We start from the raw sequence: 25,993 nt of genomic DNA, 5'->3' as shown, positions 1-25,993 counted from the left end.
CCCTCGGACCGAGGGGGCGCCGCCCTTTCAGGCCGACGGGACGTGGCCGCGGCGCGTGGCTGCCGGACGCGGAGGGCGGCCTACTGCCAGCCGGCGTCCGCCGGAGCGACCTGCCAGCCGGCGTCCGCCGGAGCGGTCTGCCAGCCCGCGTCCGCCGGAGCGGTCTGCCAGCCCGCGTCCGCCGGAGCGACCTGCCAGCCGGCGTCGGAGGCGAGAACGGAGGAGGCCGGAACCGCGTCCGCCGTGGACCGGTGCGTGACCACCGGGGCGGCGAGAGCCGCGGCGACGACGAGGGAGGAGACCGCGGCGGCCTTGGCGATGCGGGCATGAAGCATGGCTGTTTCCGTTCCTTCCGGGACGAGATGAGGTGTCCGGCCTGCTGTCGCGCCCCGCGGTGGCGCTCGGCTCGGCCGGTGATTCATAGGTTCGTCGGAGCTCAGGCCCGAGGAAAGGGTTCACGGATGGACGGAAGCGGCCTTGGACCGATGCGTCCACGGGGGCCGCTTCAGTCCACCGTCTGCGGTTCGAAGGCCAAGGGCATCAGCGGCACTCCGGCGCCGGTCGGCCGCGCCGTGGCCAACTGCGGTACGGCGTGCAGCAGTCGGCGCGTGGTCCGTACCGCTCGTTCCTCCGCCTCCTCCAGCGCATCGGCCAACAGGTAGAAGCCGAGCGTGAGTTCGGAGGGAGAGACGGCATGCACGGCGACGTGCTCGACACCGTCGCGGGGGACGATCGCCGATCGCACCAGAGTCCTGATGTTCTGTGGCAGTTCGTCGCCGGACGGTAGTTCCAGATATGTGTGGACCAGGTACATGCAGTCCAGAATCTCAACCGGATTCGCCAACAAGTCGGCTTGTGCGGTGGCCAGTTGAGGCCATGGCCGGTTTGGTCCTCCCCCTGTGACGATCCCCGGTCCTCTGCGAAGATCATCGTGGGACAGGGGAGGGTCTGTGGAAACTGGGGGGAACCTGATGCTGACCGCGCTTGGGCTCGATACCGCCGCGGAGACGGTGTATCGCGCCATGCTCAGAAGTCCGGCCGCCGGTGTCGCGGCCCTCGCCGACGCCGTGGGGCTGTCCGGGGAAGAGGTGCGCGACGCCCTCGACACGTTGAGCGCGCTGGCCCTGGTGCGCCCCGCCGCGGGGGACGCGGGCCGGCTCCGGGCCGTCTCTCCCGATATCGGCATGGAGATCCTGATGGGCCGCCAGCAGGCCCAGTTGGCGGCTCAGCAGCAGCGCCTCGAATCCTCCCGGGCCGCCGCGGCGCAGCTCATCTCCGAGTACGCCGAGCTCCGCCCGGCCACCAGCCACCCCGGGGTGGAGCAACTCGTGGGCCTCGACCGGATACGCGACCGGCTGGCCGTACTCACCCGTGAGGTGCGCGAGGAGTTCCTGACGTTCGCCCCGGGCGGACCGCAGACCGCGGAGAACATGGCCGCGTCCCGGCCGCTCAACGAGGACCTGCTCGGCCGCGGGGTGCGCATGCGCACGATCTACCTCGACAGTGTCCGTACGAACCGGCCCACCGTCGAACACGCCACCTGGCTGGCCCGGCTGGGCGGCCGGGTCCGCACGGTTCCGTCCCTGCCGACCCGGATGATCCTCATGGACCGGCTGACCGCCATGATCTCGGTCAGCAGCGACGACACCGCCGCCGGCGCCGTCCTGCTGACCGGCCAGGGCACTCTTACCGCCCTGTGCGCGCTCTTCGAGACCACCTGGGAATCCGCCCAGCCGCTGGGCGAGATCGTCCCCACCGACCCGAACGGACTCACCGGCCAGCAGTCGACCACCCTGCGGCTCCTGGCCGAGGGCCACACCGACGAGGCCATCGCCAAACGGCTCGGGGTGTCGCACCGCACGGCCCGCCGGATCGCCTCCGAACTGATGGAACGCCTCGACGCCCGCAGCCGCTTCGAGGCCGGCGTACGAGCCGTCCAGCAGGGCTGGCTGCCGCCGCACCCCTGAACCGTCACCCAGGCTCCCCACGCCGCCGACGGCACCGGTCGTGCGTATCGTGGCCGGTGATCGGTGGATCTTGAGGGGCGGCTGAGGGGCGGGACGTGGGCGAGGACGTGGTGGTGGTTTCGTACGCCGAGGGGTGGGACGCCGGGTCCCGTCGTGCGGTCGGACCGCTGACGCGGGCGGAGGCGGAGGAACGGGACGGAGCCGGGGAACCCTACGTGGTGCTGCACCGGATACCGGGGCGCGCGGTCCCCGCGGAGGTGCATCTCGTCGCCTGGCGTGACCATTTCGTCGGGCAGTGGGTGTACGACGAGCTGGGGCGACGCGTCCGCGACGTCGACCTCCGACTGCTGGAGGACGACCGCCTGTTCCTGCGGCAGTACGTGGAACGGCGCTACGCCTCACCGGAACAGCCGGACCTGGCTCCCGACGCCTGGCGGGTCACGCTGGAACTCCTCCCGGGGCGAGCGGGCAGAAAGATGCTGGACGAACGCGGCGACAGCGGCGGGTCGTTCCACACCGTGGCCGATGTGCCGGAGGACCTGCGGTGGCACGATCGGTCCGGGTTCGGGGTACGGGCGGTCGCCGATTCCTCCAGGCCGCCGGACGCGCCCGAGCCGGATGACATCACGGCGGCGGAGGCGGCCTTCGCGGGCGGTCAGGAGCCCGCGACCCTGTGGCGCCCGCCGAAGCCCATGCGTCTGAAGGTGTCGCTCAACACCCTTTTCCAGCCCGGCCATTCCTTCCCCGTGGAACCCTGGACCAGGACGGAGACAGCCGAACCGCGGCACATCGCCCTGGTGCGGATCCCGAGCGGGCGCCTGGCCGTCTCGGACCCGCTGGAAAACGAGTCCCGCGAGCTCGCCGAGCGCATACCCCCCGGCGCGTACCCGCTGGAGAGCGCCGTGATCTCCGGAGAGGGCGAGTACGAGGGGCACCGGTTCCCGGTCACCGAGGAGCCCGCCGTACGCCTGCTGATCCGGGAAGAACCCGCCGTGTCCTGGGAGTTGGCGCTGAGCCAGGGCGAGGACCCCCGTCTGCTCCTCGACGGCCACGCCTACGGCTTCGGCACCGACGGCGCGGCCGGCGGTTTCGCGGACGCCGCGGCCTGGGAGACGCTGTCCGGCAGAGTCAGGCGCTACTACGAGGACCGGGACGACGACGCGTGCGAGCCGGTCGGCGACGGCTACGTGCGCGCCGTCGACGAGACCACCGGCGGCGACCTGGTGTCGTTCTGCACGGGCGGCGACGGAACGTGGCCGGTATGGCTCGGCCGCTCCGCCGCCGGCGAGCTCGTCTCGGTCGTGGTGGTCACGTCGTACCTCTAGCATCGCGACCGCGCGTCAGCGGATGTGGTTCGTCCAGCCGACGTCGAGATAGGTCGTGCGGACCACCGGGTCGGCGCCGGCGGCGCCCCTCTCCAGAACGCGGCTGGTGTCCGGGTCGATGACGTAACGGAGGGAGTACCGGTAGGAGACGGGCTCGGCGTCCGGCTTGGCCACCCGCCGGGTGCCTCGGAGGACGATCTCGGTGCCCGAACGGCCCTGGCTGTCTTTGATGCCGGGAGCCGCGGTCACCCCCGGAGTCTTCGCGACGATCTGAAAGAGCGCGGAGCGCAGCTCCGGGCTCGCCGGTGACGTCTCCAGCAACGACAGGATCTGTTCGAACCGTTCCTCGGGGTTCCTGGAGAACCAGGCCTTCAGTTTCTCCGGCCGGGTGGGCAGACGGTCGAATTCCGTCCAGGACAGGCGCCTGTCGCCGACCTTCCACTCGACGGTGTCGCTGCCGGACTTGCCGGGCTTCCCGTTCCCCTTCCCGACCCAGGTGGCGCCCGCCCGGGTGCAGTACACGGTGTACGTGGCCGCCCTCCGGCCGTCCATCGCCCGGTAGTGGACCATCCAGTACGTTCCCTTGGGCGCCGGTGCCTCTGTCGAGACCTCCGCCATGCCGTTCAGGAACTCCGAGGCCGACGAGACCGTCGACGCCGACCGGCCCGTCCCGTCCAGCAACGGGTGGACGGCCGCGCTCACGGCTATGCCGGCCACCGCCGCGGCCGCGACCAGGACGCGTCCACGACGCGAGAGCCGGCGCCGTCGCGGTGCCGCGCCCGGTCCGTCGGGGCCGAGGACGACCAACTCGTCCTCGGGCACGTCCTCCGGGGGCGCGAGGGAGGCCGCGGGGCCGCCGTGTCGCGCCGTGGCGAGGGGGACCGCACTGCCGTACGCCGCGGCGGCGTGCGTCTGTCCGGCCTCGCGTTCCGCGACGAGCGCCACGATGTCGCGTACGGCCCTGACCTCGGCGTCCGAGGGCGGCGCCACGGTTCCGGCGGCGATCAGCTCGTCGGCGCCGGGGAAGTCGAGGAAGTCGTCGCGTTCGGTCTTCTCCGTCATTTCCGGTCTCCGGCCAGGTCGAAGGGGGAGCCCGAGCGCATACGGTTGCGCGCGCGGTGCAGACGGGTACGGGCGGTCGCGGCGGGTATGCCGACCACGCCGGCGGCCTCGCTGGGCGTGAGCTGCTCCCAGGCGACGAGGAGCAGCAACTCCCGCTCCACAAGAGGTAGTTCGGCAAGGAGCTCACGCAGCCTGGGAGCCACTGCCGCGGCGACGAGCCGGTCGTCCACCGCCTCCCAGGGATCGTCGTCGCCCACCGCGCGCGCGATGTCCGGGCGGTCCGCCGCGTCCCGCCGCCAGTGGGCGGAGAGCACGTTCCTGGCGACGCCGAACAGCCAGGCCCGTACGGACCCGCGGGCCGGGTCGAAACCGCGGCGCGTCGCGTACGCCTGGAGCCACAGCTCGGCGAGCAGATCGTCGGCGGCACCGGGCGCGCGTCGCGCGAAGTAGCCGTGCAGGGCCGCCGAATGGCGTTCCACCAACGGTTCGAAAGAGGCCGGGTCGCGTGCCGTGCGGCCCAGCAGCTCCTCGTCGTCCGGGCCCGTTGTCATGGGACCTCCGTCTCCGGACCGCCGGCCGGCGGTCTCACCCCCTACTTGGCGGAAACCACCGACAGCGTTCGCGTCCGAGAGATGATCCGAAGGGAAGGCCGCATTCAAGTGTCCCGCCGGTTAATGGAAGGAAAATGGAATTCGCCCGCAGGAAATCCGGCGAATTCCGCGACAAGCCCGCCCTGGTTCGCTTCACACCCGCCCCCAGTGCCCTCGGTTCGCTTCACGCCTGCCCCGACCGTTGTCCCGGGCGGGCCGGGCGGCGGGCCCGCATGTCGGCACACGTCATCCGGTCATCCGGAACTCTTTGCTCCGCTTCCAGCGTTCTCACGGCGTGACTCTTCAGCAAGAAATCGTCGGCAACGCCATGCAGATGGCCGTAGTCAACCTGGGCCTCGGCCAGACCGTGTACTGCGAGGCGGGAAAGTTCCTGTTCAAGACCACCAACGTGACCATGGAGACGCGGCTCTCCGGGCCCTCGGGCGGCGGTGGCGGCGGGCAGCCGAGCGGTGGCGGCGGCATGGGCGGCATGCTGCGCCAGGCCGTGGGAACCGCCATGCAGGCAGGTCAGCGCGCCCTCGCGGGCGAGTCGCTGGCGTTCCAGTACTTCACGTCGACGGGCGGCGAGGGCACCGTCGGCTTCGCGGGCGTGCTCCCCGGCGAGATGCGCGCCCTGGAGCTCGACGGCACGCGCGCGTGGTTCGCCGAGAAGGACGCCTTCGTGGCGGCGGAGTCGACCGTGCGGTTCGGCATCGCCTTCCAGGGCGGCCGGACCGGGCGCAGCGGCGGCGAGGGTTTCGTCCTGGAGAAGTTCACCGGCCACGGCACGGTGATCATCGCGGGAGCGGGCAACTTCATCGACCTGAACCCGGCCGACTTCGGCGGCCGTATCGAGGTCGACACGGGCTGCGTGGTCGCCTTCGAGGAGGGCATCCAGTACGGCGTCCAGCGCATCGGCGGCCTCAACCGGCAGGGCCTGATGAACGCGGTCTTCGGCGGCGAGGGCCTTTCGCTCGCCACGCTGGAGGGCAACGGACAGGTGATCCTTCAGTCCCTCACCATCGAGAGCCTCGCCAACGCCCTGAGAAAGGCCCAGGGCGGCGACAAGCAGGGTCCGACGGGCGGGCTGTTCTCGACCGACGCGGGGTGAGCCCTCGGTCCGCGCGAGGTGAGCCCTCGGCCCGCGCGGAGTGCGACGCCGGATCATGGCACCGGGTCATGACGCCGGGGCATGACGCCGGATCATGGCGCCGGGCGATTTCGGCGCGGACCGATGAGTTGCGGGCACCGGTGGGGTCTGACCTGATGACAACAGACCTCACCGTCAGGAAGCAGGCACTGTCATGGGCAAGCTCACCCTCACCGCCTTCGTCAGCATCGACGGAGTCCACCAGGCGCCGGGCGGTCCCGAGGAGGACCCCAGCGGCGGCTTCGGCCAGGGCGGCTGGAGCGTTCCCTTCGGTGACGACGACTTCGGGCGCTTCGTCGTCGACAACTTCTCCCATGTCGACGCGTTCCTGCTGGGCAGGCGCACGTACGAGATCTTCGCGGGCTACTGGCCGAAGATGACCGACCCGGCCGACCCGATCGCCTCCAAGCTGAACGCGCTGCCCAAGTACGTCGCCTCCTCGACGCTCACCGACCCCGCCTGGGAGGGCACGACCGTGATCACCGGTGACCTCGGCAAGGAGGTCACCGCCCTGAAGGAGCGCACCGAGGGCGAACTCCAGATCCACGGCAGCGCCGTCCTCGCCCAGTCCCTGTTCGCGCTCGGTCTGATCGACACCCTGCATCTGATGACCTTCCCCGTCGTGCTCGGCGAGGGCCGCCGCCTCTTCGCCGACGGCGCCGCCCCCACCGCGTTCCGGCGCACCGGCGGCACGATCACCGGCTCGGGCGTCGCCGTCAACACGTACGAGCGCGAGGGCCGGCCGACGTACGGCACTTACTAGTGCCGTGGGCGGTCGGTCGTCGGCCTTCGGGGTCGACGGCCGGCCGTCGTGCGACGGGTCGACCGCCGGAGAATTCCTCGGAATCGACCGAAGAAATCAACGGACTTGACATTGACATGTCATCTACGCGCGTCATTCTGGATCCATGAGATTCCCCCCACGAACCACCCGCATCGGCGCCCTCGTGGCCCTCATGTCCGCCCTGCTCGTCGGTGGCACCGTCGTGGCTCCGGCCAACGCGGCGGCCGCCTCCGTCGGCAGCATCTGTTACAGCGCGCTGCCGTCCCAGGCCTACGACACGCTGGACCTGATCGACTCGGGCGGCCCCTTCCCGTACTCGCAGGACGGGGCGGTCTTCCAGAACCGGGAGGGCGTCCTGCCCGCCCAGTCCACCGGCTACTACCACGAGTACACGGTCAAGACGCCGGGTTCCTCGACGCGCGGCGCCCGTCGCGTCGTGACCGGCAAGAAGACCCTGGAGGACTACTACACCTCGGACCACTACGTCACGTTCAGGCTGATCAACTTCGGTTGCTGATCGGTTGCTGATCGGGGCCGCCGGACGTCCGGGCTCGTGGCCGTCGAGGAAACCGGGCCGTCGCACGCGTCCCCGGCCGTGCGGTCGGCCGGTGGCCTCCCGGACCGGGCCGAGGACGCCTGACGCCCTGAACGAGCGCGACGACGCCGAGCACCTCCGGCACCTGCTTCATGGGACGACCCTCGCCCCGCGGACCCCCCCCGGGTACATCGGCCGCGGGGCGAGGCATGTCCGACCCGCGTAGCGGGGCGCCGGGCCTCGGCCGGACGAAAGTCTGAAGCGCGCCGACTTTGGTCGTCGGCATGGCTCGTGGGGAGGTGACGGCGGCTTCGGCTGCGTAGATTTGTCGACCGTGAGTGGTGACCATCCGGCGCTCGAGCCGCGTGACGTTCCAGCGCCGGTCCTGCCGGCGCGGCGCTGGCTGCTGCCGTCGGCCGTGGCCGCGGAACTCGATCCCGACGCCGAGCGCGCCGGGCCCTCCGGACGGCCCCGGCGGACCGTCCGCGACTGGGTCGTCGACTTCGGCTGCTTCCTGCTGGCCGTCGTCATCGGGCTCGCGGCCGCGAACACCCTGAGCGACGACCCGGACATCCCGCACGGCCTCGCCGTCGCCGACCAGCTCATCGGCGTGCTCGCCTGCGTGGCGGTCTGGCTGCGCCGGCGCTGGCCGCTGGGACTGGCCGTCGCCATGATCCCCGTCGGCCTCCTCTCGAACACCGCGGGCGGCGCGGGGCTCGTCGCCCTGTTCACCCTCGCCGTGCACCGGCCCTTCCGCTACGTGGCCTGGGTCGCCGGCGTCCAGCTCGCGCTGCTTCCGGCGTTCTTCTGGCTGCGGCCCGACCCCGAACTGCCGTACCTCGCCGCCCTCGCCGTCACCGCCCTGCTCACCTCCGCGGTGGTCGGCTGGGGCATGTTCGTACGCTCCAAGCGCCAGCTCATGCTGAGTCTGCGGGACCGCGCGCGGCGGGCCGAGACCGAGGCGGCGCTGCGGGCCGAGCAGGCGCAGCGGCTCGCCCGGGAGGCGATCGCGCGCGAGATGCACGACGTGCTCGCGCACCGGCTCACGCTGCTGAGCGTGCACGCGGGTGCACTCGAATTCCGGCCCGACGCGCCCCGGGAGGAGGTCGCCCGGGCCGCTGGAGTGATCCGGGAGAGCGCGCACGAGGCGCTGCAGGATCTGCGCGAGATCATCGGGGTGCTGCGGGCCGGGGACTCCGACGAGGCGGGGCGGCCGCAGCCGACGCTGGCGGCGCTCGACGGGCTGGTCGCCGAGTCGCGGTCCGCCGGCGCGAAGATCGTCCTCGACAACCGGGTCGCCGACCCGGGCGCCGCGCCCGCGTCCGTGGGCCGCACCGCGTACCGCATCGCCCAGGAGGGGCTGACGAACGCGCGCAAGCACGCGCCGGGGGCGGAGGTCACGGTGACGGTGCGGGGCGCTGCCGGCTCCGGGCTGACCGTGACCGTGGCCAATCCCGCGCCGCCGGGGCCGGTGCCGAAGGTGCCGGGGTCCGGGCAGGGGCTGATCGGGTTGACGGAGCGGGCGACGTTGGCCGGAGGGCGGCTGGAGCATGGGGTCGTGGGGGGTGGGGGGTTTCGGGTTCGGGCCTGGTTGCCGTGGGGGGCCTAGTCGCTCGTGCCGGCGGTTGCGGGTTGCGGGTTGCGGGTTTCGGGTCGCGGGTTCGGTCCGGTGGGTGGGTCGGGGCCGTGCCGGTGCATCAGCCCGTCGCCGTTGGACGGAGATGTGACCGTCGGTGGCGACGGGCATCGATGTACCGGCACGGCCCCGACGGCGCGCTTCCGACTGCGGGTGCGTCGTGGTGACTGTTCCAGCCCCGGTCGGTGAAAGTTCCAGCCCCGGTCGGTGAAAGTTCCAGCCTCGGGCGGTGACTGTTCCAGCCTCGGGCGGTGACTGTTCCAGCCTCGGGCGGTGACTGTTCCAGCCTCGGGCGGTGACTGTTCCAGCCCCGGCCGGGGAAGGTTCCAGCCCTGGCCGGTGAATGTTTTCAGCCTCTCCGGCGTTTGAGGAGCGGGGTCCGGGGCGGAGCCCCAGGTTCGGGTCGGGTAGGGGCGGAGGGGGCGAAAGAAGGCCTGGGGAACTGGTTGGGTGAGGGGATGACTGGGATTCGGCTGGTGCTTGTGGATGACGATCCGTTGGTGAGGGCGGGGCTGGCCCTCATGCTGGGGGGCGCCGAGGACGTCGAGATCGTCGGTGAGGCCGCCGACGGCAGCGAGGTGGAGGAACTCGTCGACCGTACCCGGCCCGACGTCGTCCTGATGGACATCAGGATGCCCGGCGTCGACGGACTGACCGCCACCGAGCGGTTGCGCGCCCGCGCGGAGGCGCCCCAGGTCGTGGTCCTGACGACCTTCCACGCGGATGAGCAGGTACTGCGCGCACTGCGCGCGGGCGCCGCCGGGTTCGTCCTGAAGGACACACCGCCCGCGGAGATCCTGTCGGCGGTGCGCCGGGTCGCGGCCGGGGACCCGGTGCTCTCGCCCACCGTCACCCGCCAGTTGATGGAGCACGCCGCCGGTTCCACCCTCGACACCCGCAGGTCCGGCGCCCGTTCCCGGATGGCCTGCCTGAACGAGCGCGAGCGCGAGGTCGCCGTCGAGGTCGGCCGGGGCAGGTCGAACGCGGAGATCGCCGCCGGACTGTTCATGAGCGTCGCCACGGTCAAGACCCATGTCTCCCGCATCCTCGCCAAGCTCGGCCTCAACAACCGTGTGCAGATCGCGTTGCTGGCGTACGACGCCGGTCTGCTGGAGGAGGATGGGCACTGAGCGGGGCCCTCGCGCGTTGAGCGGGGTGACGGGAGGGAGAGTCGTGATCGATCTGGGGGAGTACGGAGCGCGGTTCGCCGAGGATCCGCATCCGGTCTACGCCGAGTTGCGCGCGCTCGGTCCTGTGCACCGGGTGCGACTGCCACCGCCGGACGCGGCACATGAGACATGGCTCGTCGTCGGGTACGAGGAGGCGCGGGCCGCGCTCGCCGACCACCGGCTGGCCAAGAACCCGGACACGGCGGGGTTCGTGTTCTACGGAGAGGGACTGATCGGCCGGCACATGCTGTTCGCCGACCCGCCGCAGCACACCCGGCTCCGGACCCTGATCGCGGGCGAGTTCACCGGCCGGCGGGTCGCGGCGCTGCGCCCGCGCATCCAGGAGATCACCGACGAGCTGCTCGACGCGATGCTTCCGCGCGGGCACGCGGACCTCGTCGAGTCCTTCGCCTATCCGCTCCCGCTGACCGTGATCTGTGAGCTGCTCGGGGTGCCCGAGCCGGACCGCGCCGCCTTCCGCGCCCTGTCCACGGAGACGGTCGCTCCCACCAGCGCCGAGAGCGAGCACAAGGCCTTCGTCCAACTAGCCGACTATCTCGGCGAACTCATCGAGGACAAGCGGTGCGCGGGTCCCACCGGCGACCTGCTCAGCGGTCTCATCCGCACCACGGCCGAGGACGGCGACCGGCTCTCGCCGGGGGAGTTGCGCGGCATGGCGTTCCTGCTCCTCGTCGCCGGACACGAGACGACGGTCAACCTCATCTCCGGCGCCGTCCGGGCACTGCTCAGCCACCCCGGCCAACTCGCCGCCGTCCGGGCGGACATGACGCTTCTCGACGGAGTCGTCGAGGAGACGCTGCGCCACGACGGCCCGGTGGAGAACGCGACCTTCCGCTATGCCGCCGAGCCGCTCGACATCGGTGGCACGGCGATCGCGCCGGGGGAAGAGGTGATGATCGGCCTCAGCGCGGCCGACCGTGACGCGGTGCGCTATCCGGAGCCCGACCGCTTCGACCTCCGGCGCGAGACCCGCGGGCATCTCGCCTTCGGGCACGGCATCCACTACTGTCTGGGCGCGCCGCTGGCCCGGCTCGAAGCCCAAGTGGCCCTCCGCTCCCTGCTGGAGCGGTGTCCGGACCTGGCGCTCGACGGACCGCCGAGCGGCTGGCTGCCCGGCATGCTGATGAGAGGCGTGCGCCGGATGCCGGTGCGCTGGTGAGCGGCCCGGTGCCGTGTGAGGAGCGTTGCCCGTGCTGCGTACGGCGGAGATCACCGCGGAGCTGACCGGTCTTGAGGAATCCCGTCATCAGCTCTACTGGCGCTCCCGGCTGGAGTTCACCCTCGACTGCTTCATCTGCGAGCGGACCGGACGGACCACGGTGTTCGAGCGCGGGACCGAGCAGGCGCTGTGCTCCGGCAGCCGCAGCGGGTTCCAGCGCCACCACACCGCGGGGAGGATCGCGGCGTTCGACACCACGAGCGGCCGGGAGCGGCTGGCGGTCCGGGCGCTGGTCGACTTCTGGTGGGCGCCCTTCACCGACACGCGGGACGACCGGAGGGCCGCCGCACCCACCAGCCACCCCTGGGTGCGGCTGCACCTCGCCTATCACTGCCCGGAGGCGAACGAGCCGGGGACCGGCAGCGTCCAGACCAACCTGGTCCGGCCGCACCACCTGACGTGCAAGCACTGCGACCGGCGACTCGGCGTCGACAGCGACACCCCCGCCGTCCGGCTCCTGGGGTGAGAGGCCGGCTCGCGGCCGCCGCCTCCCCGGGCGCGAACGAGCCCCCCGGCCGTCAGAGCCTGCCGCCCGGGATCTCCGCCGGGGAGACCGGGCGCCGCTCCCGCCGGGACAGCTCGCAGGCCTCGGCGATCCGCAGCGCCTCCAGTGCCTCGCGGCCGTCGCAGGGATTGGCGCGCTCGCCGCGGACCACCTCGACGAACGCGGCGAGCTCCGCCTCGTACGCGGGGCCGAAGCGTTCCAGGAAGCCCGTCCACGGCTTGTCCGCGGGCGGCGGTCCGGCCGGTTCGGTCGAGGCGATCGGCGTACGGTCGTCCAGGCCGACGGCGATCTGGTCCAGCTCGCCGGAGAGTTCCATGCGCACGTCGTAGCCCGCGCCGTTCACGCGGGTGGCCGTCGCCGTCGCGAGCATGCCGTCGTCGAAGGTGAGGACGGCCGCGCCGGTGTCGATGTCGTTCGCCTCGCGGAACATCGCGGGCCCGGCGTCGGAGCCGGTCGCGTACACCTGGACGACCTCGCGGCCGCTGACCCAGCGCAGCATGTCGAAGTCGTGGATCAGGCAGTCGCGGTAGAGCCCGCCGGAGAGCGGGAGGTAGCCGGCCGGGGGCGGCGACTGGTCCGACGTCATCGCGCGCACGGTGTGCAGCCGGCCGAGCCGGCCCGAGCGCACCGCCTCGCGGGCAGCGGTGTAACCCACGTCGAAGCGGCGCTGGAAGCCCATCTGCAGAACCGTTCCGGCAGCGTCGACCTCGGCGAGCGCGGCCAGCGTGCCCGCCAGGTCGAGAGCTATGGGCTTCTCGCAGAAGACCGGGAGTCCGGAGCGTGCCGCCCGGCCGATCAGTTCGGAGTGGGCCGAGGTCGCGGCCGTGATGACCACCGCGTCCACGCCCCAGGTGAAGATCTCGTTCACGGTGGGCGCCGCCGTCGCGCCCAGCCGGTCCGCCAGCCGCTGGGCCCGTACGGGATCCGCGTCCGTGACGATGAGGGAGCCTCCGACCTCACGGTGACGGCTGAGCGTGGCCGCGTGAAATGTACCGATACGGCCCGCTCCGATGAGTCCGATGCGCATGGGAACAAACTGGGGGCCACGCGTCGCGCTGTCAATGGTTTGTCCGGACAATCGAACCTCACAACTTCCCGTCAACATGTCCCGGGGCTACGCTCGATCCGTGGCCAAACCAGTCGTGGATCCGACCGTGTCGCTCCAGCTCGGCGTCGACCGCACCAGTCCGGTCCCGCTGTACTTCCAGCTCTCGCAGCAGCTCGAGGCCGCCATCGAGCACGGCGCGCTGACCCCCGGCAGCCTGCTCGGCAACGAGATCGAACTCGCCGCGCGGCTCGGTCTGTCCCGCCCCACGGTCCGCCAGGCCATCCAGTCCCTCGTCGACAAGGGACTGCTCGTGCGGCGCCGGGGCGTCGGTACGCAGGTCGTGCACAGCCAGGTCAAGCGCCCCCTCGAACTCAGCAGCCTCTACGACGACCTGGAGTCGGCCGGCCAGCGCCCCGCCACCCAGGTGGTCGTCAACGCCGTCGAACCGGCGTCCACCGAGGTCGCGGCCGCCCTCGGGGTGCCCGAGGGCAGCGAGGTCCACCGTGTCGAACGGCTGCGTCTCGCGCACGGTGAGCCGATGGCGTACCTCTGCAACTTCCTGCCCCCCGAGCTGCTGGAGCTCGACAGCGACCGGATGGAGGCCACCGGCCTGTACCGGCTGATGCGCGGGGCCGGCATCACCCTCCACAGCGCCCGCCAGTCCGTCGGGGCCCGCGCGGCCAGCGCGGACGAGGGCGAGCGGCTCGGCGAGCCGGCCGGAGCCCCCGTCCTCACCATGCAGCGCACCACGTTCGACGACACCGGCCGCGCCGTCGAGTTCGGCTCCCACATCTACCGCGCCTCGCGCTACTCCTTCGAGTTCCAGCTCCTCGTACGGCCCTGACGCGCCTTCCGGCTCCCTGAACAGCCTCGACGCGACGGCCTTCCGTACGGCGGACGGGGAGGCCGTCGCTCCGCGCGCGCGGGAACCGTGATTTGGGCGGATGATCCCAATGATCGATACTTGGCCGTTTGGGCCGGTACGACTCCGGTCCTCAAGGGCCCGCCGGAGGGCCCCCGGGCCGGTCCTCACGGCCCGGCACAAGAGCACGGCAAGAAGGGCACGGCCTCGTGGCACGGACACGGACCTGGGTGGGCATCGCGCTGGCGGGGGCACTGACACTGTCCCTCGCGGGATGCAGCAGCACCGGGGGGAAACGAGCCGAGGATGCCCGCAAGGCGGCCGCGGCCCAGGGCAGGGCCGCGGTGAACACGCCCCGGTGGACCTTCGCGATGATCACCCACTCGGGCGACGGCGACACCTTCTGGGACATCGTCCAGAACGGCGCCAAGCAGGCCGCCGTCAAGGACAACATCAACTTCCTGTACTCCCACGACGACGAGGCCCAGCAGCAGGCGCAGCTCGTGGACGCCGCCGTGGACAAGAAGGTCGACGGCATCATCGTCACGCTGGCCAAGCCCGACGCCATGAAGGCCGCCGTCGCCCGCGCCCGCAAGGCCGGCATCCCGGTGATCACGGTGAACTCCGGCTCCGAGGAGTCGAAGGCCTTCGGCGCGCTCACCCACATCGGCCAGGACGAGACGATCGCCGGAGAGGCCGTCGGCGAGGAACTGAACAAGCGGGGCCGGAAGAAGGCCCTGTGCGTCCTGCACGAGCAGGGCAACGTCGGCCACGAGCAGCGCTGCGCGGGTATCGGGAAGACCTTCGACGGGACCGTCGAGAACCTCTACGTCACCGGGACCAACATGCCCGACGTCCAGTCCTCGATCGGCGCCAAGCTCCAGGCCGACCGGTCGATCGACTCGGTCGTCACGCTCGGCGCCCCCTTCGCGGACACCGCCGTCAAGGCCAGGGACGACGCGGGCAGCAAGGCCGAGATCGACACCTTCGACCTGAACGCCAAGGTCGCCGCCGAGCTGAAGAACGGCACCCTCGGCTTCGCCGTCGACCAGCAGCCCTGGCTCCAGGGCTACGAGGCCGTGGACCTGCTCTGGCTCTACAAGTACAACGCGGACGTCCTCGGCGGCGGCAAGCCCGTCCTCACCGGTCCGCAGATCATCACCAAGGACCAGGCCTCCGAGCTGGAGCAGTACGCGGATCGGGGGACCCGATGACCGCCACGGCACCCGCGCCGGCGCCCGGCCCCGAGACCGACGAACGCCTCCTGAAGACCTCGCCCCTGCGCAAGCTGCTGAGCCGTCCCGAGCTCGGCTCGGTGGTCGGCGCTTTCGCCGTGTTCCTGTTCTTCGCGCTCTTCGCGGACAGTTTCGTACGCGCCGCGAGCCTCAGCACCGTCCTGTACGCGGCGTCGACCATCGGCATCATGGCCGTCCCGGTCGCGCTGCTGATGATCGGCGGCGAGTTCGACCTCTCCGCGGGCGTCATGGTCACCAGCTCCGCGCTGATCTCGTCGATGTTCAGCTACCAGATGACGGCGAACGTCTGGGTCGGTGTGTTCGTCTCGCTCCTCGCCACCCTCGCGATCGGCGTGTTCAACGGCGTCATGCTGACTCGCACCGACCCGCCGAGCTTCATCATCACGCTCGGCACCTTCCTGATGCTGACCGGCATGAACCTCGGCTTCACCAAGCTGATCAGCGGCACGGTCTCCACCAAGTCGATCTCCGACATGCAGGGCTTCTCCTCCGCCAAGGACGTCTTCGCCTCGACGATCACCATCGGCGGTGTCGACTTCAAGATCACCATCCTGTGGTGGCTGGCCCTCGTCGCCGTCGCCACCTGGATCCTGCTGCGCACCCGCGTCGGCAACTGGATCTACGCAGTCGGCGGCGGCGAGGAGGCGGCCCGCGCGGTCGGCGTCCCGGTCGACAAGACCAAGATCGGCCTCTACATGGGCGTCGCCTTCGGCGCCTGGATCTCGGGGCAGCATCTGCTGTTCTCGTTCGACGTCGTGCAGTCCGGCGAGGGCGTCGGCAACGAGCTGATCTACATCATCGCGGCCGTCATCGGCGGCTGTCTGATCACCGGCGGCTACGGCTCCGCGATCGGCGCGGCCGTGGGCGCGCTGATCTTCGGCATGGTCAGCAAGGGCATCGTCTTCGCCGAATGGAACCCGGACTGGTTCAAGTTCTTCCTGGGCGTGATGCTGCTCCTCGCGACCCTGCTCAACCACTGGGTCCGCAAGCGCGCGGAGGCCACGAAGTGACGACGGAGAACATGACCGAGGAACCCGCCGCCGCGCGGCGCCCGGCGCTCGTCGAGCTCGACGACGTCAGTAAGTACTACGGCAACATCCGCGCCCTCGAAGGTGTCTCGCTGGCGGTCCACGCGAGCGAGATCACCTGTGTGCTCGGCGACAACGGCGCGGGCAAGTCCACCCTCATCAAGATCATCGCGGGTCGTCACCGGCACGACGGGGGCACCCTGCGCGTCGAGGGCGAGGAGACCCGGCTGTCGTCCCCGCGCGAGGCCCTGGACCTCGGCATCGCCACCGTCTACCAGGACCTCGCCGTCGTCCCGCTGATGCCGGTCTGGCGGAACTTCTTCCTGGGCTCCGAGCCCCGGAAGGGCTTCGGCCCGTTCAAGCACCTCGACGTCGACCACATGCGGCGCACGACCCACGCGGAACTCCTGCGCATGGGCATCGACCTCCGGGACGTCGACCAGCCGATCGGCACCCTCTCCGGAGGCGAGCGCCAGTGCGTGGCGATCGCCCGAGCCGTCCATTTCGGCGCCAAGGTCCTCGTACTCGACGAGCCCACCGCCGCTCTCGGTGTGAAGCAGTCCGGCGTGGTCCTCAAATATGTGGCCGCCGCACGGGACGCCGGACTGGGTGTTGTGTTCATCACCCACAATCCGCATCACGCCTATCTCGTGGGTGATCGTTTCGTCCTGCTGAAGCGCGGCACCATGTCGGGCAGCTACACCCGGGACGGGATCACCCTGGACGAGCTGACGCGCCAGATGGCGGGCGGAAGCGAGCTGGACGACCTGCGGCACGAGCTGGAGAACCGTGCCCTGTGAGGGGCGCGGGGCCGTGACCCGGACGGCCCCGCGGGCCGTCCGGAACAGGCCACAGACAGCTCACAGGTCACATGTGACACCGCGCTTCCACGGTGCGGCCCCGGTGCGGCGTAAGGCAGAATCGGCGCGATGAGCACCTACCGCGACCTCGCGCTGCCCCGAGCTCTCGGCTCCGCTCGCGCGGGGGGCACCCCCATCGGCTCCGCGCGGGCCACCGTCCTGCGGACCGTGGGCACACGCGAGCGCCGTTCCCATCTGACGGCACCCCGTGTCCCCACCGTCGGCATCGACATCGGCGGCACGAAGGTGATGGCGGGTGTGGTGGACGCCGACGGCAACATCCTGGAGAAGGTCCGCGCCGAGACGCCGGACAAGTCCAAGAGCCCCAAGGTCGTCGAGGACACCATCGTCGAACTGGTGCTGGACCTCTCCGACCGGCACGACGTGCACGCCGTCGGCATCGGGGCGGCCGGCTGGGTCGACGCCGAACGCAACCGCATCCTCTTCGCCCCGCACCTGTCCTGGCGCAACGAGCCGCTGCGCGACCGCCTCGCCGGACGGCTCGCCGTGCCCGTCCTGGTCGACAACGACGCCAACGCCGCCGCCTGGGCCGAGTGGCGTTTCGGCGCCGGCCGCGGCGAGGACCACCTCGTGATGATCACCCTCGGCACCGGCATCGGGGGCGCGATCCTGGAGGACGGCCAGGTCAAACGCGGAAAGTTCGGGGTCGCCGGAGAGTTCGGCCACATGCAGGTCGTGCCCGGCGGCCATCGCTGCCCGTGCGGCAACCGCGGCTGCTGGGAGCAGTACAGCTCCGGCAACGCACTCGTGCGCGAGGCCCGCGAGCTCGCGGCGGCCGACTCCCCGGTGGCGTTCGGGATCATCGAGCACGTCAAGGGCAACATCGGCGACATCACCGGCCCGATGATCACCGAGCTGGCCCGCGAGGGCGACGCCATGTGCGTCGAGCTCCTCCAGGACATCGGGCAGTGGCTCGGGGTCGGCATCGCCAACCTGGCCGCCGCCCTCGACCCGTCCTGCTTCGTCATCGGCGGTGGGGTGAGCGCGGCCGACGACCTGCTGATCGGTCCCGCCCGCGAGGCCTTCCGCCGGCACCTCACGGGCCGCGGCTACCGCCCCGAGGCACGGATCGCGCGCGCCCAGCTCGGCCCCGAGGCCGGCATGGTCGGCGCCGCCGACCTCGCGCGGCTCGTCGCCCGCCGTTTCCGGCGCGCCAAGCGGCGCCGCGTGGAGCGCTACGAGCGGTACGAGCGCTACGCCGAGACCCGCCGCACGACGCAGCAGGAGTCGCGGTGACCGCCTCGCTCCCTCGTCAGGCGACCTCCCCGGACGAGCCGCAGCGGCCGCCCGAGGACCCGCGCCGCAAGTTCCGCCGCCGCGCGCTGACCCTGCTGATCATCGTGCTGCTCATCGGCGTACCCGCCGGCTACCTGGTGATCTCCGCCGACCAGAGCCGCAACAGCGGCAAGGACAAGGAGGCGAAGTACTCGGCGACCGGCCTCACCTCGGGCTGGCCCTCGCGCGTCCAGCGCCGCCTCTACCAGGTGCCCATCCCCGGCAAGTCCACCGACGTCGCCTACTACGAGACGAACAACTGGAAGACCAGCCGGCTGTACGTCCAGTTCGGCACCACCCAGGCGGGGCTCGACGGGTTCCTCAAGGGCATCGGCACCACCCGTGCCGCCCTGAAGAAGGACCACATCACCATCAGCGACCGCAACCAGAAGGTCGTCGGGTGGGAGTTCACCGGCCCCGGCCCCTGGTGGGGACTCGTCCACAAGCAGAAGGACCCCGCGCCCACCCAGGACATCGTCGTGAACGGCTCCGAGACGGACCACCCGATGGTCTACCTCGTCTCGCGCACGATTCCGTAGCGTCCCCGCCCCGCCACACCGGGCCGGGCCCGGTGACGAGGGCCGCGGCCGCCCGCCGCCTTCGTGGGAGCCGATTGTCAGACCCCGCCCGTAGAGTCGAAGACAACTGATTCGACCGAAGGGCGGGAGGTGACCGGGCGTATGCGGGACGGAGTGGAAGCGATGACCGTGCGGGTGCCTTCCGCGGGTGCGCCCTCGGCGTGGACACCCTCCGCGTCCACGGAGGCCGCCCGGCCGCGCGCGCTCGCGCGGCCATCGGCCGACCGGCCGCCGTCCACGCGGCTCGCCGCCGTCTTCCTGCCCGCACCGCTGCCCCGCGAGGGACGCGTCGCGTTCTGGGACCCACAGGGGGAACCCCTGCCCGCCGAGGACGACGGGGACGGCCCGCGGCCCGGGGATCACCCCGGCGGGGCCACCGCACCCGCACCCGGCACACGAGCGTCCGCGCCCGAGCACACCGAACTGACGGTCGTACGACCGCACGGCTCGGGCGTCCGCAGGAGCACCGTCCCCGTGGTGACCCTCTCGGTCGCCGAAGCCCTCCCCCTGCTGGCCGGCGCCCGGCGCGACCCCGCGGCCCATCCCGCCACCGCCTGCTGGGGTGCCGCCGCGCTCCACGCGCTGCGCCTCGTCGCCCGCGGACGCCTGCTGCCGGGGCTCACCCCCGACGGCTTCGACGCCTGGCGCGCGGGCCCCCTGGACCCGGAGGACATCGCCCACCTGAGGTCGGTCGCCGAGGCCCTTCCGTACGAGGGACACGCCGTCCCCCTGCCCGGCAGGGGACCGGTGCGGCTGCCCGAGCCGGAAGCCCTGGTGCGGTCCTTCCTGGACGCGGTCGCCGACACCCTGCCCCGCACCCCCGCCGCGCCCCACGCCTCCGGCGGACCCTTCGCGGCCCGCGAGCCGCAGCGGCTGACCGGCGCCCACGACTGGGCCGCCGAGGTCGCCGCCGGCATGGACGCGGGCGTACGGATCTCGCTGCGCCTCGACCTGTCCGCCCACCAGCTCTTCGACGACGGAGAGGGAGCGAGGCGCGCGGGCGCCGCCGTCGTCCAGGTGCACAGCCTCGCCGACCCCACGCTCGTCGTGGACGCGGCCGCCCTGTGGGCGGGAGACGCCGACACGGTGTTCGGGCCCCGCGCCCGCGTCGACGCCGCCCTCGCCGTCCGGCGCGCCGCCCGCGTCTGGCAACCCCTCGACCGGCTGTCCGAACAGGACGTGCCGGACGTGCTCGCCCTCTCCGAGGAAGAGCTGTCGGATCTGCTCGGTGTCGTCGCGACCCGGCTCGGCGCCGCCGGTGTCGCCGTGCACTGGCCCCGGGACCTGGCGCACGACCTGAGCGCCACCGCGGTCGTGCGCCCCGCGCCCGGCTCGGCGACCGACGGGACGGGATTCTTCGAGAGCGAGGAACTCCTCCAGTTCCGCTGGCAGTTGGCCCTCGGCGGAGATCCGCTCAGCGAGGCCGAGATGGACGCCCTGGCCGAGGCCCACCGGCCCGTCGTCCGGTTGCGCGACCAGTGGGTCCTGGTCGACCCCGCCCTCGTCCGCAAGGCCCGCAAACGCGAACTGGGCCTGCTCGACCCGGTGGACGCCCTGTCGGCCGCGCTCAGCGGAACCGCCGAGGTCGACGGCGAGACCGTCGAGGCGGTGCCGGTCGGAGCCCTCGCCACCCTGCGCGACCGCCTCACCGCGGGCGTGACCCCCGTCGAGCCCCCACCCGGCCTGGACGCCCGCCTGCGGGACTACCAACTCCGCGGCCTCGCCTGGCTCGACCTCATGACCTCCCTCGGGCTCGGCGGCTGCCTCGCCGACGACATGGGTCTCGGCAAGACCGTCACGCTCATCGCGCTCCACCTGAAGCGGGCCCGCAGCGAGCCGACGCTGGTGATCTGCCCCGCCTCGCTCCTCGGCAACTGGCAGCGGGAGATCAACCGTTTCGCGCCCGGCGTCCCCGTGCGCCGGTTCCACGGCCCCGACCGCACCCTGGACGGTCTCGACGGCGGCTTCGTGCTCACCACGTACGGCACGATGCGGTCGGCCGTGGCCCACCTCGCCGACCAGCGCTGGGGCATGGTCGTCGCGGACGAGGCGCAGCACGTCAAGAACCCCTACTCGGCGACGGCGAAGGCCCTGCGCACGATCCCGGCCCCCGCGCGCGTCGCGCTCACCGGCACACCTGTCGAGAACAACCTCTCCGAACTGTGGGCCCTGCTGGACTGGACGACCCCGGGGCTGCTCGGTCCCCTCAAGTCCTTCCGCGCCCGGCACGCGCGCGCCGTGGAGAACGGCGAGGACGAGGAGGCCGTGGCCCGACTCGCCCGGCTGATCCGCCCGTTCCTGCTCCGCCGCAAGAAGTCCGACCCCGGCATCGTCCCCGAACTCCCGCCGAAGACGGAGACGGACCACCCCGTCCCGCTCACCCGCGAACAGGGCTCGCTGTACGAGGCGGTGGTCCGCGAATCCCTGCTGGCGATCGAGACCACCGACGGCATCGCCCGCCGGGGACTCGTCCTCAAACTGCTGACCTCCCTCAAGCAGATCTGCGACCACCCGGCGCTGTTCCTGAAGGAGGACGCACGGGAGGCCGCGCGGGGAACCTCCCCCCGTTCCGGCAAACTGGCCCTGCTCGACGAGCTGTTGGACACCCTGCTCGCCGAGGACGGCTCGGCACTCGTCTTCACCCAGTACGTGGGCATGGCCCGCCTCATCACGGCACACCTGACCGCCCGCGCCGTCCCGGTCGAGCTCCTGCACGGCGGTACGCCGGTCGCCGACCGCGAACACATGGTGGACCGCTTCCAGAGCGGGGCGACCCCCGTCCTGGTGCTGTCCCTCAAGGCGGCCGGCACCGGTCTGAACCTCACCCGCGCGGGCCATGTCGTCCACTTCGACCGCTGGTGGAACCCCGCGGTCGAGGAGCAGGCCACCGACCGCGCCTACCGCATCGGCCAGACCCAGCCCGTCCAGGTGCACCGGCTCATCACCGAGGGCACGGTGGAGGACCGCATCGCCGAGATGCTCGAAGCGAAGAGGGCCCTCGCCGACGCGATCCTCGGCTCGGGCGAGGCGTCCCTGACGGAGCTCACCGACCGCGAGCTGTCCGACCTCGTCTCCCTCCGGAGGCCGTCATGAGCGGGACCGGGGAAGAGGAGCCCCGCGTGCCCGAGGCCGGAGCCGTGCCCGAGGCCGGAGCCGGTGAACCGGCCGACGGCGCCGAGCCGCAAAGCCCCGTCGCCGGTGAACGCCCCGCCGACGCGGCCCGCCGGGCCCTGCGCGCCGCCCGGAGGACAGCGACGGCCGACGATCACGCCGGTGCCGGTGCCGGTGCCGGTGCGGGTGGGAGTGCCGGTGCCGGTGCGGGTGCGGGTGCGGGTGGGAGTGCCGGTGCCGGTGCGGGTGCCGGTGCGGGTGGGAGTGCCGGTGCCGGTGGGAGTGCCGAGCGGGAAGCGGTGACTGGTGACCGGGAGTCCGTGTCGGCGACCCCTTCCGCCGCGTCCGGTGCGCCCGAGCTGCCGCCCAGGGCATCCGCCCCGGCGGCGAGGCCGAGCAACGCGGCCCGCGAGGCCCTGCGACGGGCGACAGCGTCGGAGTCGGAGTCGGCCACGACGGATCGCTCGGAGGCGGAGGCCGGGGGAGGCGCGCGCCCTGGTGACATCGCCCGTGAGGCGTTGCGCGCCGCGCGGGACGAGGCACGGCGGCTCCGGTCCGAGGAGGCGGACGGCGGCGATGAGCGGTCGACGGGGGGCGGGAGCGACGGAGCCGGATCGAGGCGTCGGGCCGACAGGACGTCCCCGGCCGGAGCCGGTGGAAGACGGAGTCCCGCGCACCCCGTGAACACGGACCGGGTGTCCCAACAGCGCCGGCTTCGGGGTCTGCTCGCGGACGCCTTCCGGCTGCCCCCCGACGTGGCCGCCGAGACGGGTCAGCCGTCGCGTCCCGACGCGGACACCGACGCCGATGAGACGACTCGTGACCGCGACCCCGGCCGACCCGCACGCGCCCCGTACGCCGAGCACAATGAGCGCCCCGAGCGCCCCGAGCGCCCCGAGCGCCCCGAGCGCCCCGAGCGCAACGAACACCCCGAACGCCCCGAGCACAATGAGCGCCCCGAACACTCCGCGTACCCCGAGCACAACGAACACCCCGCGTACCCCGAGCACCCCGATCACGTAGATCACCCCGAGGACTCCACGGACCTCGTGCCCGAGCGGGAGACATCGGCTGCCGAGCCCTTCAAGATCGGCTCTCTCGTCCCGGAGCTCTTCACCCCTGGGGCGGGTGCCGAGTCCCCGGAGGCCCCGGAGCACGCTCGGTCCATCGGCGGACAGGCGACCCCAGCCCCCGCCGGGCGGCACCCTCGTTCCATGGCGTCCCCGGGCCGCGACGGTGAGCTGCGGCGGACCTTCCCCGCCTTCCCCGCTCGGGTCCAGGGAGCGGGCGGGTTCGCCGAGACCTGGTGGGGCGACGCCTGGGTCACGGCACTGGAGGAAGGGGCGTTGGACGCGGCGCGGCTGGCACGCGGGCGGACGTACGCCGGGCACGGCCACGTCGACGCCGTCACGGTCACACCGGGCCTGGTGCTCGCCTATGTGCACGGCAGCCGGCCGCGTCCGTACCGCGTACAGGTCAGGGTGCGGACCCTGACGGACGACGACTGGGACCGTTTTCTCGATGCCGCGGCCGAGCGGCCCGGACACATCGCGGCACTGCTCGACAAGGAGATGCCCAGGTCGCTCGCGGACTGTGGTGTCGAGCTGCTTCCGGGCCCCGGCGAACTCGAACCGCACTGCAGCTGCCCCGACTTCGGACACCCCTGCAAACACGCGGCCGCACTCTGCTACCAGACGGCACGGCTGCTGGACCAGGACCCGTTCGTCCTGTTCCTGCTGCGCGGCCGCGGCGAGCGCGAGCTGCTCGACGCGCTGTCCCGCCGCAACGCCACGCGCGCGGCCCGCGCCGCCCAGGAACGGGAACCGGAACAGCCGGCCGGCGTACGCGCCCGTGACGTCCTCACCCGGCGTGTGCTGCCGCCCCTTCCCACTCCGCTGCCTCCGCCCGCCCATCCCGGGCAGCCGCCGGCCTACCCGGGAGCACCGGGCGGCCCGGACGCCTTCGCGCTGGACCAGTTGGCCACGGACGCGGCCGCCCGCGCGCACGCGCTGCTCACCTCGGGCCGCGATCCGGTCGCGGAACTGACGCTCTGGCAGGACGCGGTGCGCGTCGCCGCGGCCCGCCCCGGATCGGGGCTCACGGCCGCCACCCGTACCCTCTACTCCTCGCTCGCGGCCGCGGCCGGCCGTACCCCGGTCGAGCTGGCTCGGGCGGTCGCCGCCTGGCGGCAGGGCGGGTTCGACGCGCTCGCCGTGCTCGAAGAGCCCTGGGACCCCCCGGCGGGCCGGTTCGACCGGGCCCGGCCGCTGCTGATGGCCGCCGACTTCCCGGCCTTCCGCCCCTGGCGCAACCACCTCACCCACCCGCGCGGCCACGCCCAGCTCCGCCTCGGCCGCAACGGCCTGTGGTACGCGTACGAGTCGGAGCCGGGCCGTGACGACTGGTGGCCCCGTGGCACCCCGGACCTCGACCCGGTCGGCGCCCTGACAGGCCTCGGCGCACCGGACGAGCTCTGACACCGATCGGTTCGCCGTACGGTGTCCGGCTCTCGGCGGCGAAGTCCGAACGGCCACGGCTCCCGCGCCGGTCGGGGTACCTTCTGCACGTGTCCGAGGAGATGCCGCACGGCTTCCGAGATCCGTACCAGCACGTCGTGTCCCGCCCCGGCCAGAACGAGCCGACCGGCCACGGACCGGTCCGAGGACCGGTGTCGCCGCTGGTCCTCGGCCGGGTCATGGGCACCGCACGGCCACGATGACCGCCCCCGCCGATGCGTCCGCCGCGTCGACGGACCGCCGTCCGCACCTGTCTCCCCGGCGGCGACGGGCAGCGGTCGGCGGCACCCTGATCGCCGCGTTCGGGGGGTTCGCGAGTTTCAACGTGCTGCTCTCGGCGATGCCGGCGTATGCGGTGCGGTCCGGCGCGGGACCCTCGGGCGCCGGATCGCTGACCGCCGTCCTGATGACGGCCACCCTGGGCGTCCAGCCCTTCACCCCGGTGCTCTTCGCCCGGCTCGGACGGCGACTCTCCCTCGCGCTGAGCGGTGTGCTGCTCGCGCTGCCCTGCCTGGCCCTGCCGGCCGTCTCGACACTCACCGCGCTGACCGGCCTCGCGGTCGTACGAGGGCTGGGCTTCGGCATCTTCGTCGTGGCCGGCGTCACCTTCACCGCGGAGCTGTTTCCGTCCGAGGAACGGGGGCGGGCCATCGGCTGGTACGGCGCTGTCGTCGGCGTCGCCGGCGTCCTGGGAGCGCCCGCGGGCATCGCTCTGGCCCGGCAGGAGGCGTACGCGCTCACCTTCGCTCTCGCGGCGGGCTCCGCCGCGCTGGTCCTGGCCGGCTCCCTCGGCCTTCCGCGGGGCCCGGGGCCCGACCGCGCGGCCGGACCCCGGGCGGGCCGGGCACGGACCCTGCGCGGAACATCGATGTCCCTGCGCCCCATGGCCGGTCTCCTGGTGGTGGAGATCGCCTCCACCACGGCGTACGGCGTCGTCTTCACGTTCCTGCCGCTGACCACCTCGGCCGCACCCGAGGCGTTGTTCGCCGCGCAGGCGTCCACCGTGCTCTTCCGGCTCGTCGCCGGGCGGTTCATCGACCGGCACGGCGGCCGACGGATATTGGCACCCGCGGTGGCGGCCACCGTGCTCGGCACGGCCGCGGGCGCGGCCTCCCATCAGCAGGCGGTGCTGCTGGCCGGCGCCGTCCTGTTCGGAGCGGGCTTCGGTGCCACCCAGAGCGCCACCCTGGTGCTGATCATGCAGACGGCCGGCGATACGCCCGCCGGTCTGGCGCTGGCCGGTGTCGCCTGGAACATCGCCTTCGACGCCGGCACGGGTGCCGGCTCGCTCGTGGGCGGGCCCCTGCTCTCCCTCGGCGGGCCGTCCGCTCTCTTCCCGGTGACGGCGGCCGTCCTGGCCGTGTGTCTTCTCGTGGAGCGGTGGAGAGCGCGCCCGCCCCGGCCCGTCCACTCGGGGACATGAACGAGCTGCTTCCCGGCACCCTCTATTGCAGCTCCATGAACTCCTCCGGAGG

At 72.4% G+C, this 25,993-nt stretch carries 24 protein-coding genes; 19 read left to right on the top strand and 5 right to left on the bottom strand.

Annotated features, from left to right (window positions below; translation table 11 throughout):
* Window positions 1-80: 80 nt before the first annotated feature.
* Both ACFXGX_RS24560 and ACFXGX_RS24555 read right to left on the bottom strand, forming a co-directional pair.
* Window positions 81-335 carry a hypothetical protein gene (locus ACFXGX_RS24560; RefSeq protein WP_384794928.1) on the bottom strand — a complete coding sequence of 85 codons (255 nt, stop codon included), beginning with the start codon at window positions 333-335 and terminating at the stop codon, window positions 81-83.
* 170 nt (window positions 336-505) lie between these two features.
* Window positions 506-814: a hypothetical protein gene (locus ACFXGX_RS24555; RefSeq protein WP_384794926.1), complete on the bottom strand. Its 309-nt coding sequence runs from the start codon at window positions 812-814 to the stop codon at window positions 506-508.
* A gap of 157 nt (window positions 815-971) precedes the next feature.
* On the opposite strand from ACFXGX_RS24555, the gene ACFXGX_RS24550 reads away from it, so the two are divergent.
* The gene (locus ACFXGX_RS24550) at window positions 972-1,967 is read left to right on the top strand and encodes a LuxR C-terminal-related transcriptional regulator (protein ID WP_384794924.1); all 996 of its coding nucleotides are present in this window, start codon (window positions 972-974) and stop codon (window positions 1,965-1,967) included.
* A 95-nt stretch (window positions 1,968-2,062) separates the two neighbouring features.
* Complete coding sequence (locus ACFXGX_RS24545; RefSeq protein ID WP_384794922.1) at window positions 2,063-3,292, top strand: DUF4241 domain-containing protein; 1,230 nt, start codon at window positions 2,063-2,065, stop codon at window positions 3,290-3,292.
* Window positions 3,293-3,307: 15 nt separating this feature from the next.
* Here ACFXGX_RS24545 and ACFXGX_RS24540 read toward each other — a convergent pair whose 3' ends face one another.
* On the bottom strand, window positions 3,308-4,354 hold the full coding sequence (locus ACFXGX_RS24540; protein WP_384794920.1) for a hypothetical protein: 1,047 nt from the start codon (window positions 4,352-4,354) through the stop codon (window positions 3,308-3,310).
* Window positions 4,351-4,905 carry an RNA polymerase sigma factor gene (locus tag ACFXGX_RS24535; protein ID WP_384794918.1) on the bottom strand — a complete coding sequence of 185 codons (555 nt, stop codon included), beginning with the start codon at window positions 4,903-4,905 and terminating at the stop codon, window positions 4,351-4,353. Before ACFXGX_RS24535 ends, ACFXGX_RS24540 begins: the two co-directional genes overlap by 4 nt.
* A gap of 334 nt (window positions 4,906-5,239) precedes the next feature.
* Here ACFXGX_RS24535 and ACFXGX_RS24530 point away from each other — a divergent pair, with 334 nt between their 5' ends.
* The 7 genes from ACFXGX_RS24530 to ACFXGX_RS24500 all read left to right on the top strand — a co-directional run bounded on the left by ACFXGX_RS24530 (window position 5,240) and on the right by ACFXGX_RS24500 (window position 11,924).
* Window positions 5,240-6,055 (top strand): AIM24 family protein, encoded by an 816-nt coding sequence (locus tag ACFXGX_RS24530; protein WP_384794916.1) that lies wholly within the window; start codon window positions 5,240-5,242, stop codon window positions 6,053-6,055.
* Window positions 6,056-6,248: 193 nt separating this feature from the next.
* On the top strand, window positions 6,249-6,857 hold the full coding sequence (locus ACFXGX_RS24525; protein WP_384794914.1) for a dihydrofolate reductase family protein: 609 nt from the start codon (window positions 6,249-6,251) through the stop codon (window positions 6,855-6,857).
* A 145-nt stretch (window positions 6,858-7,002) separates the two neighbouring features.
* Window positions 7,003-7,395, top strand: a complete 393-nt coding sequence (locus tag ACFXGX_RS24520) for a ribonuclease domain-containing protein (RefSeq protein WP_384794912.1) — start codon at window positions 7,003-7,005, stop codon at window positions 7,393-7,395.
* A 352-nt stretch (window positions 7,396-7,747) separates the two neighbouring features.
* Window positions 7,748-9,022 (top strand): histidine kinase, encoded by a 1,275-nt coding sequence (locus ACFXGX_RS24515; protein ID WP_384794910.1) that lies wholly within the window; start codon window positions 7,748-7,750, stop codon window positions 9,020-9,022.
* A gap of 485 nt (window positions 9,023-9,507) precedes the next feature.
* The gene (locus ACFXGX_RS24510; protein ID WP_384794908.1) at window positions 9,508-10,179 is read left to right on the top strand and encodes a response regulator; all 672 of its coding nucleotides are present in this window, start codon (window positions 9,508-9,510) and stop codon (window positions 10,177-10,179) included.
* Window positions 10,169-11,398, top strand: coding sequence for a cytochrome P450 (locus ACFXGX_RS24505; protein ID WP_384794906.1), 1,230 nt, complete (start codon window positions 10,169-10,171; stop codon window positions 11,396-11,398). The genes ACFXGX_RS24510 and ACFXGX_RS24505 overlap by 11 nt, the downstream gene beginning before the upstream one ends.
* A gap of 31 nt (window positions 11,399-11,429) precedes the next feature.
* Window positions 11,430-11,924, top strand: coding sequence for a hypothetical protein (locus ACFXGX_RS24500; protein WP_384794904.1), 495 nt, complete (start codon window positions 11,430-11,432; stop codon window positions 11,922-11,924).
* 52 nt (window positions 11,925-11,976) lie between these two features.
* Here the strand turns inward: ACFXGX_RS24500 and ACFXGX_RS24495 are convergent, their stop codons facing one another.
* Window positions 11,977-12,990: a Gfo/Idh/MocA family oxidoreductase gene (locus tag ACFXGX_RS24495; protein WP_384794902.1), complete on the bottom strand. Its 1,014-nt coding sequence runs from the start codon at window positions 12,988-12,990 to the stop codon at window positions 11,977-11,979.
* 127 nt (window positions 12,991-13,117) lie between these two features.
* Between ACFXGX_RS24495 and ACFXGX_RS24490 the strand changes: the two genes are divergently transcribed.
* From ACFXGX_RS24490 to ACFXGX_RS24445, 10 genes are all read left to right on the top strand, one after another.
* A complete protein-coding gene (locus tag ACFXGX_RS24490) occupies window positions 13,118-13,855 on the top strand; it encodes a GntR family transcriptional regulator (protein WP_384794934.1) in 738 nt (245 codons plus the stop codon).
* Between the two features lie 227 nt (window positions 13,856-14,082).
* The gene (locus ACFXGX_RS24485; RefSeq protein ID WP_384794900.1) at window positions 14,083-15,087 is read left to right on the top strand and encodes a sugar ABC transporter substrate-binding protein; all 1,005 of its coding nucleotides are present in this window, start codon (window positions 14,083-14,085) and stop codon (window positions 15,085-15,087) included.
* Window positions 15,084-16,139, top strand: a complete 1,056-nt coding sequence (locus ACFXGX_RS24480; protein WP_384794898.1) for an ABC transporter permease — start codon at window positions 15,084-15,086, stop codon at window positions 16,137-16,139. Before ACFXGX_RS24485 ends, ACFXGX_RS24480 begins: the two co-directional genes overlap by 4 nt.
* Window positions 16,140-16,150: 11 nt before the next feature.
* The gene (locus ACFXGX_RS24475) at window positions 16,151-16,957 is read left to right on the top strand and encodes an ATP-binding cassette domain-containing protein (protein ID WP_384794896.1); all 807 of its coding nucleotides are present in this window, start codon (window positions 16,151-16,153) and stop codon (window positions 16,955-16,957) included.
* 129 nt (window positions 16,958-17,086) lie between these two features.
* Entirely contained in the window at window positions 17,087-18,274 is a 1,188-nt protein-coding gene (locus ACFXGX_RS24470) for an ROK family glucokinase (RefSeq protein ID WP_384794894.1), read from the top strand.
* Window positions 18,271-18,852, top strand: coding sequence for a sugar kinase (locus ACFXGX_RS24465; protein ID WP_384794892.1), 582 nt, complete (start codon window positions 18,271-18,273; stop codon window positions 18,850-18,852). The genes ACFXGX_RS24470 and ACFXGX_RS24465 overlap by 4 nt, the downstream gene beginning before the upstream one ends.
* A 141-nt stretch (window positions 18,853-18,993) precedes the next feature.
* A complete protein-coding gene (locus ACFXGX_RS24460; protein WP_384794890.1) occupies window positions 18,994-21,984 on the top strand; it encodes an SNF2-related protein in 2,991 nt (996 codons plus the stop codon).
* Window positions 21,985-22,682: 698 nt separating this feature from the next.
* Complete coding sequence (locus ACFXGX_RS24455; RefSeq protein WP_384794888.1) at window positions 22,683-24,479, top strand: SWIM zinc finger family protein; 1,797 nt, start codon at window positions 22,683-22,685, stop codon at window positions 24,477-24,479.
* An 89-nt stretch (window positions 24,480-24,568) separates the two neighbouring features.
* Window positions 24,569-24,721, top strand: coding sequence for a hypothetical protein (locus ACFXGX_RS24450; protein ID WP_384794886.1), 153 nt, complete (start codon window positions 24,569-24,571; stop codon window positions 24,719-24,721).
* Window positions 24,718-25,941, top strand: a complete 1,224-nt coding sequence (locus ACFXGX_RS24445) for an MFS transporter (protein WP_384794884.1) — start codon at window positions 24,718-24,720, stop codon at window positions 25,939-25,941. The genes ACFXGX_RS24450 and ACFXGX_RS24445 overlap by 4 nt, the downstream gene beginning before the upstream one ends.
* Window positions 25,942-25,993 lie beyond the last annotated feature (52 nt).

Source organism: Streptomyces sp. NPDC059371, assembly GCF_042751995.1.
Classification (GTDB): Bacteria; Actinomycetota; Actinomycetes; order Streptomycetales; family Streptomycetaceae; genus Streptomyces.
This window is presented reverse-complemented; position numbering and strand designations above follow the sequence as displayed.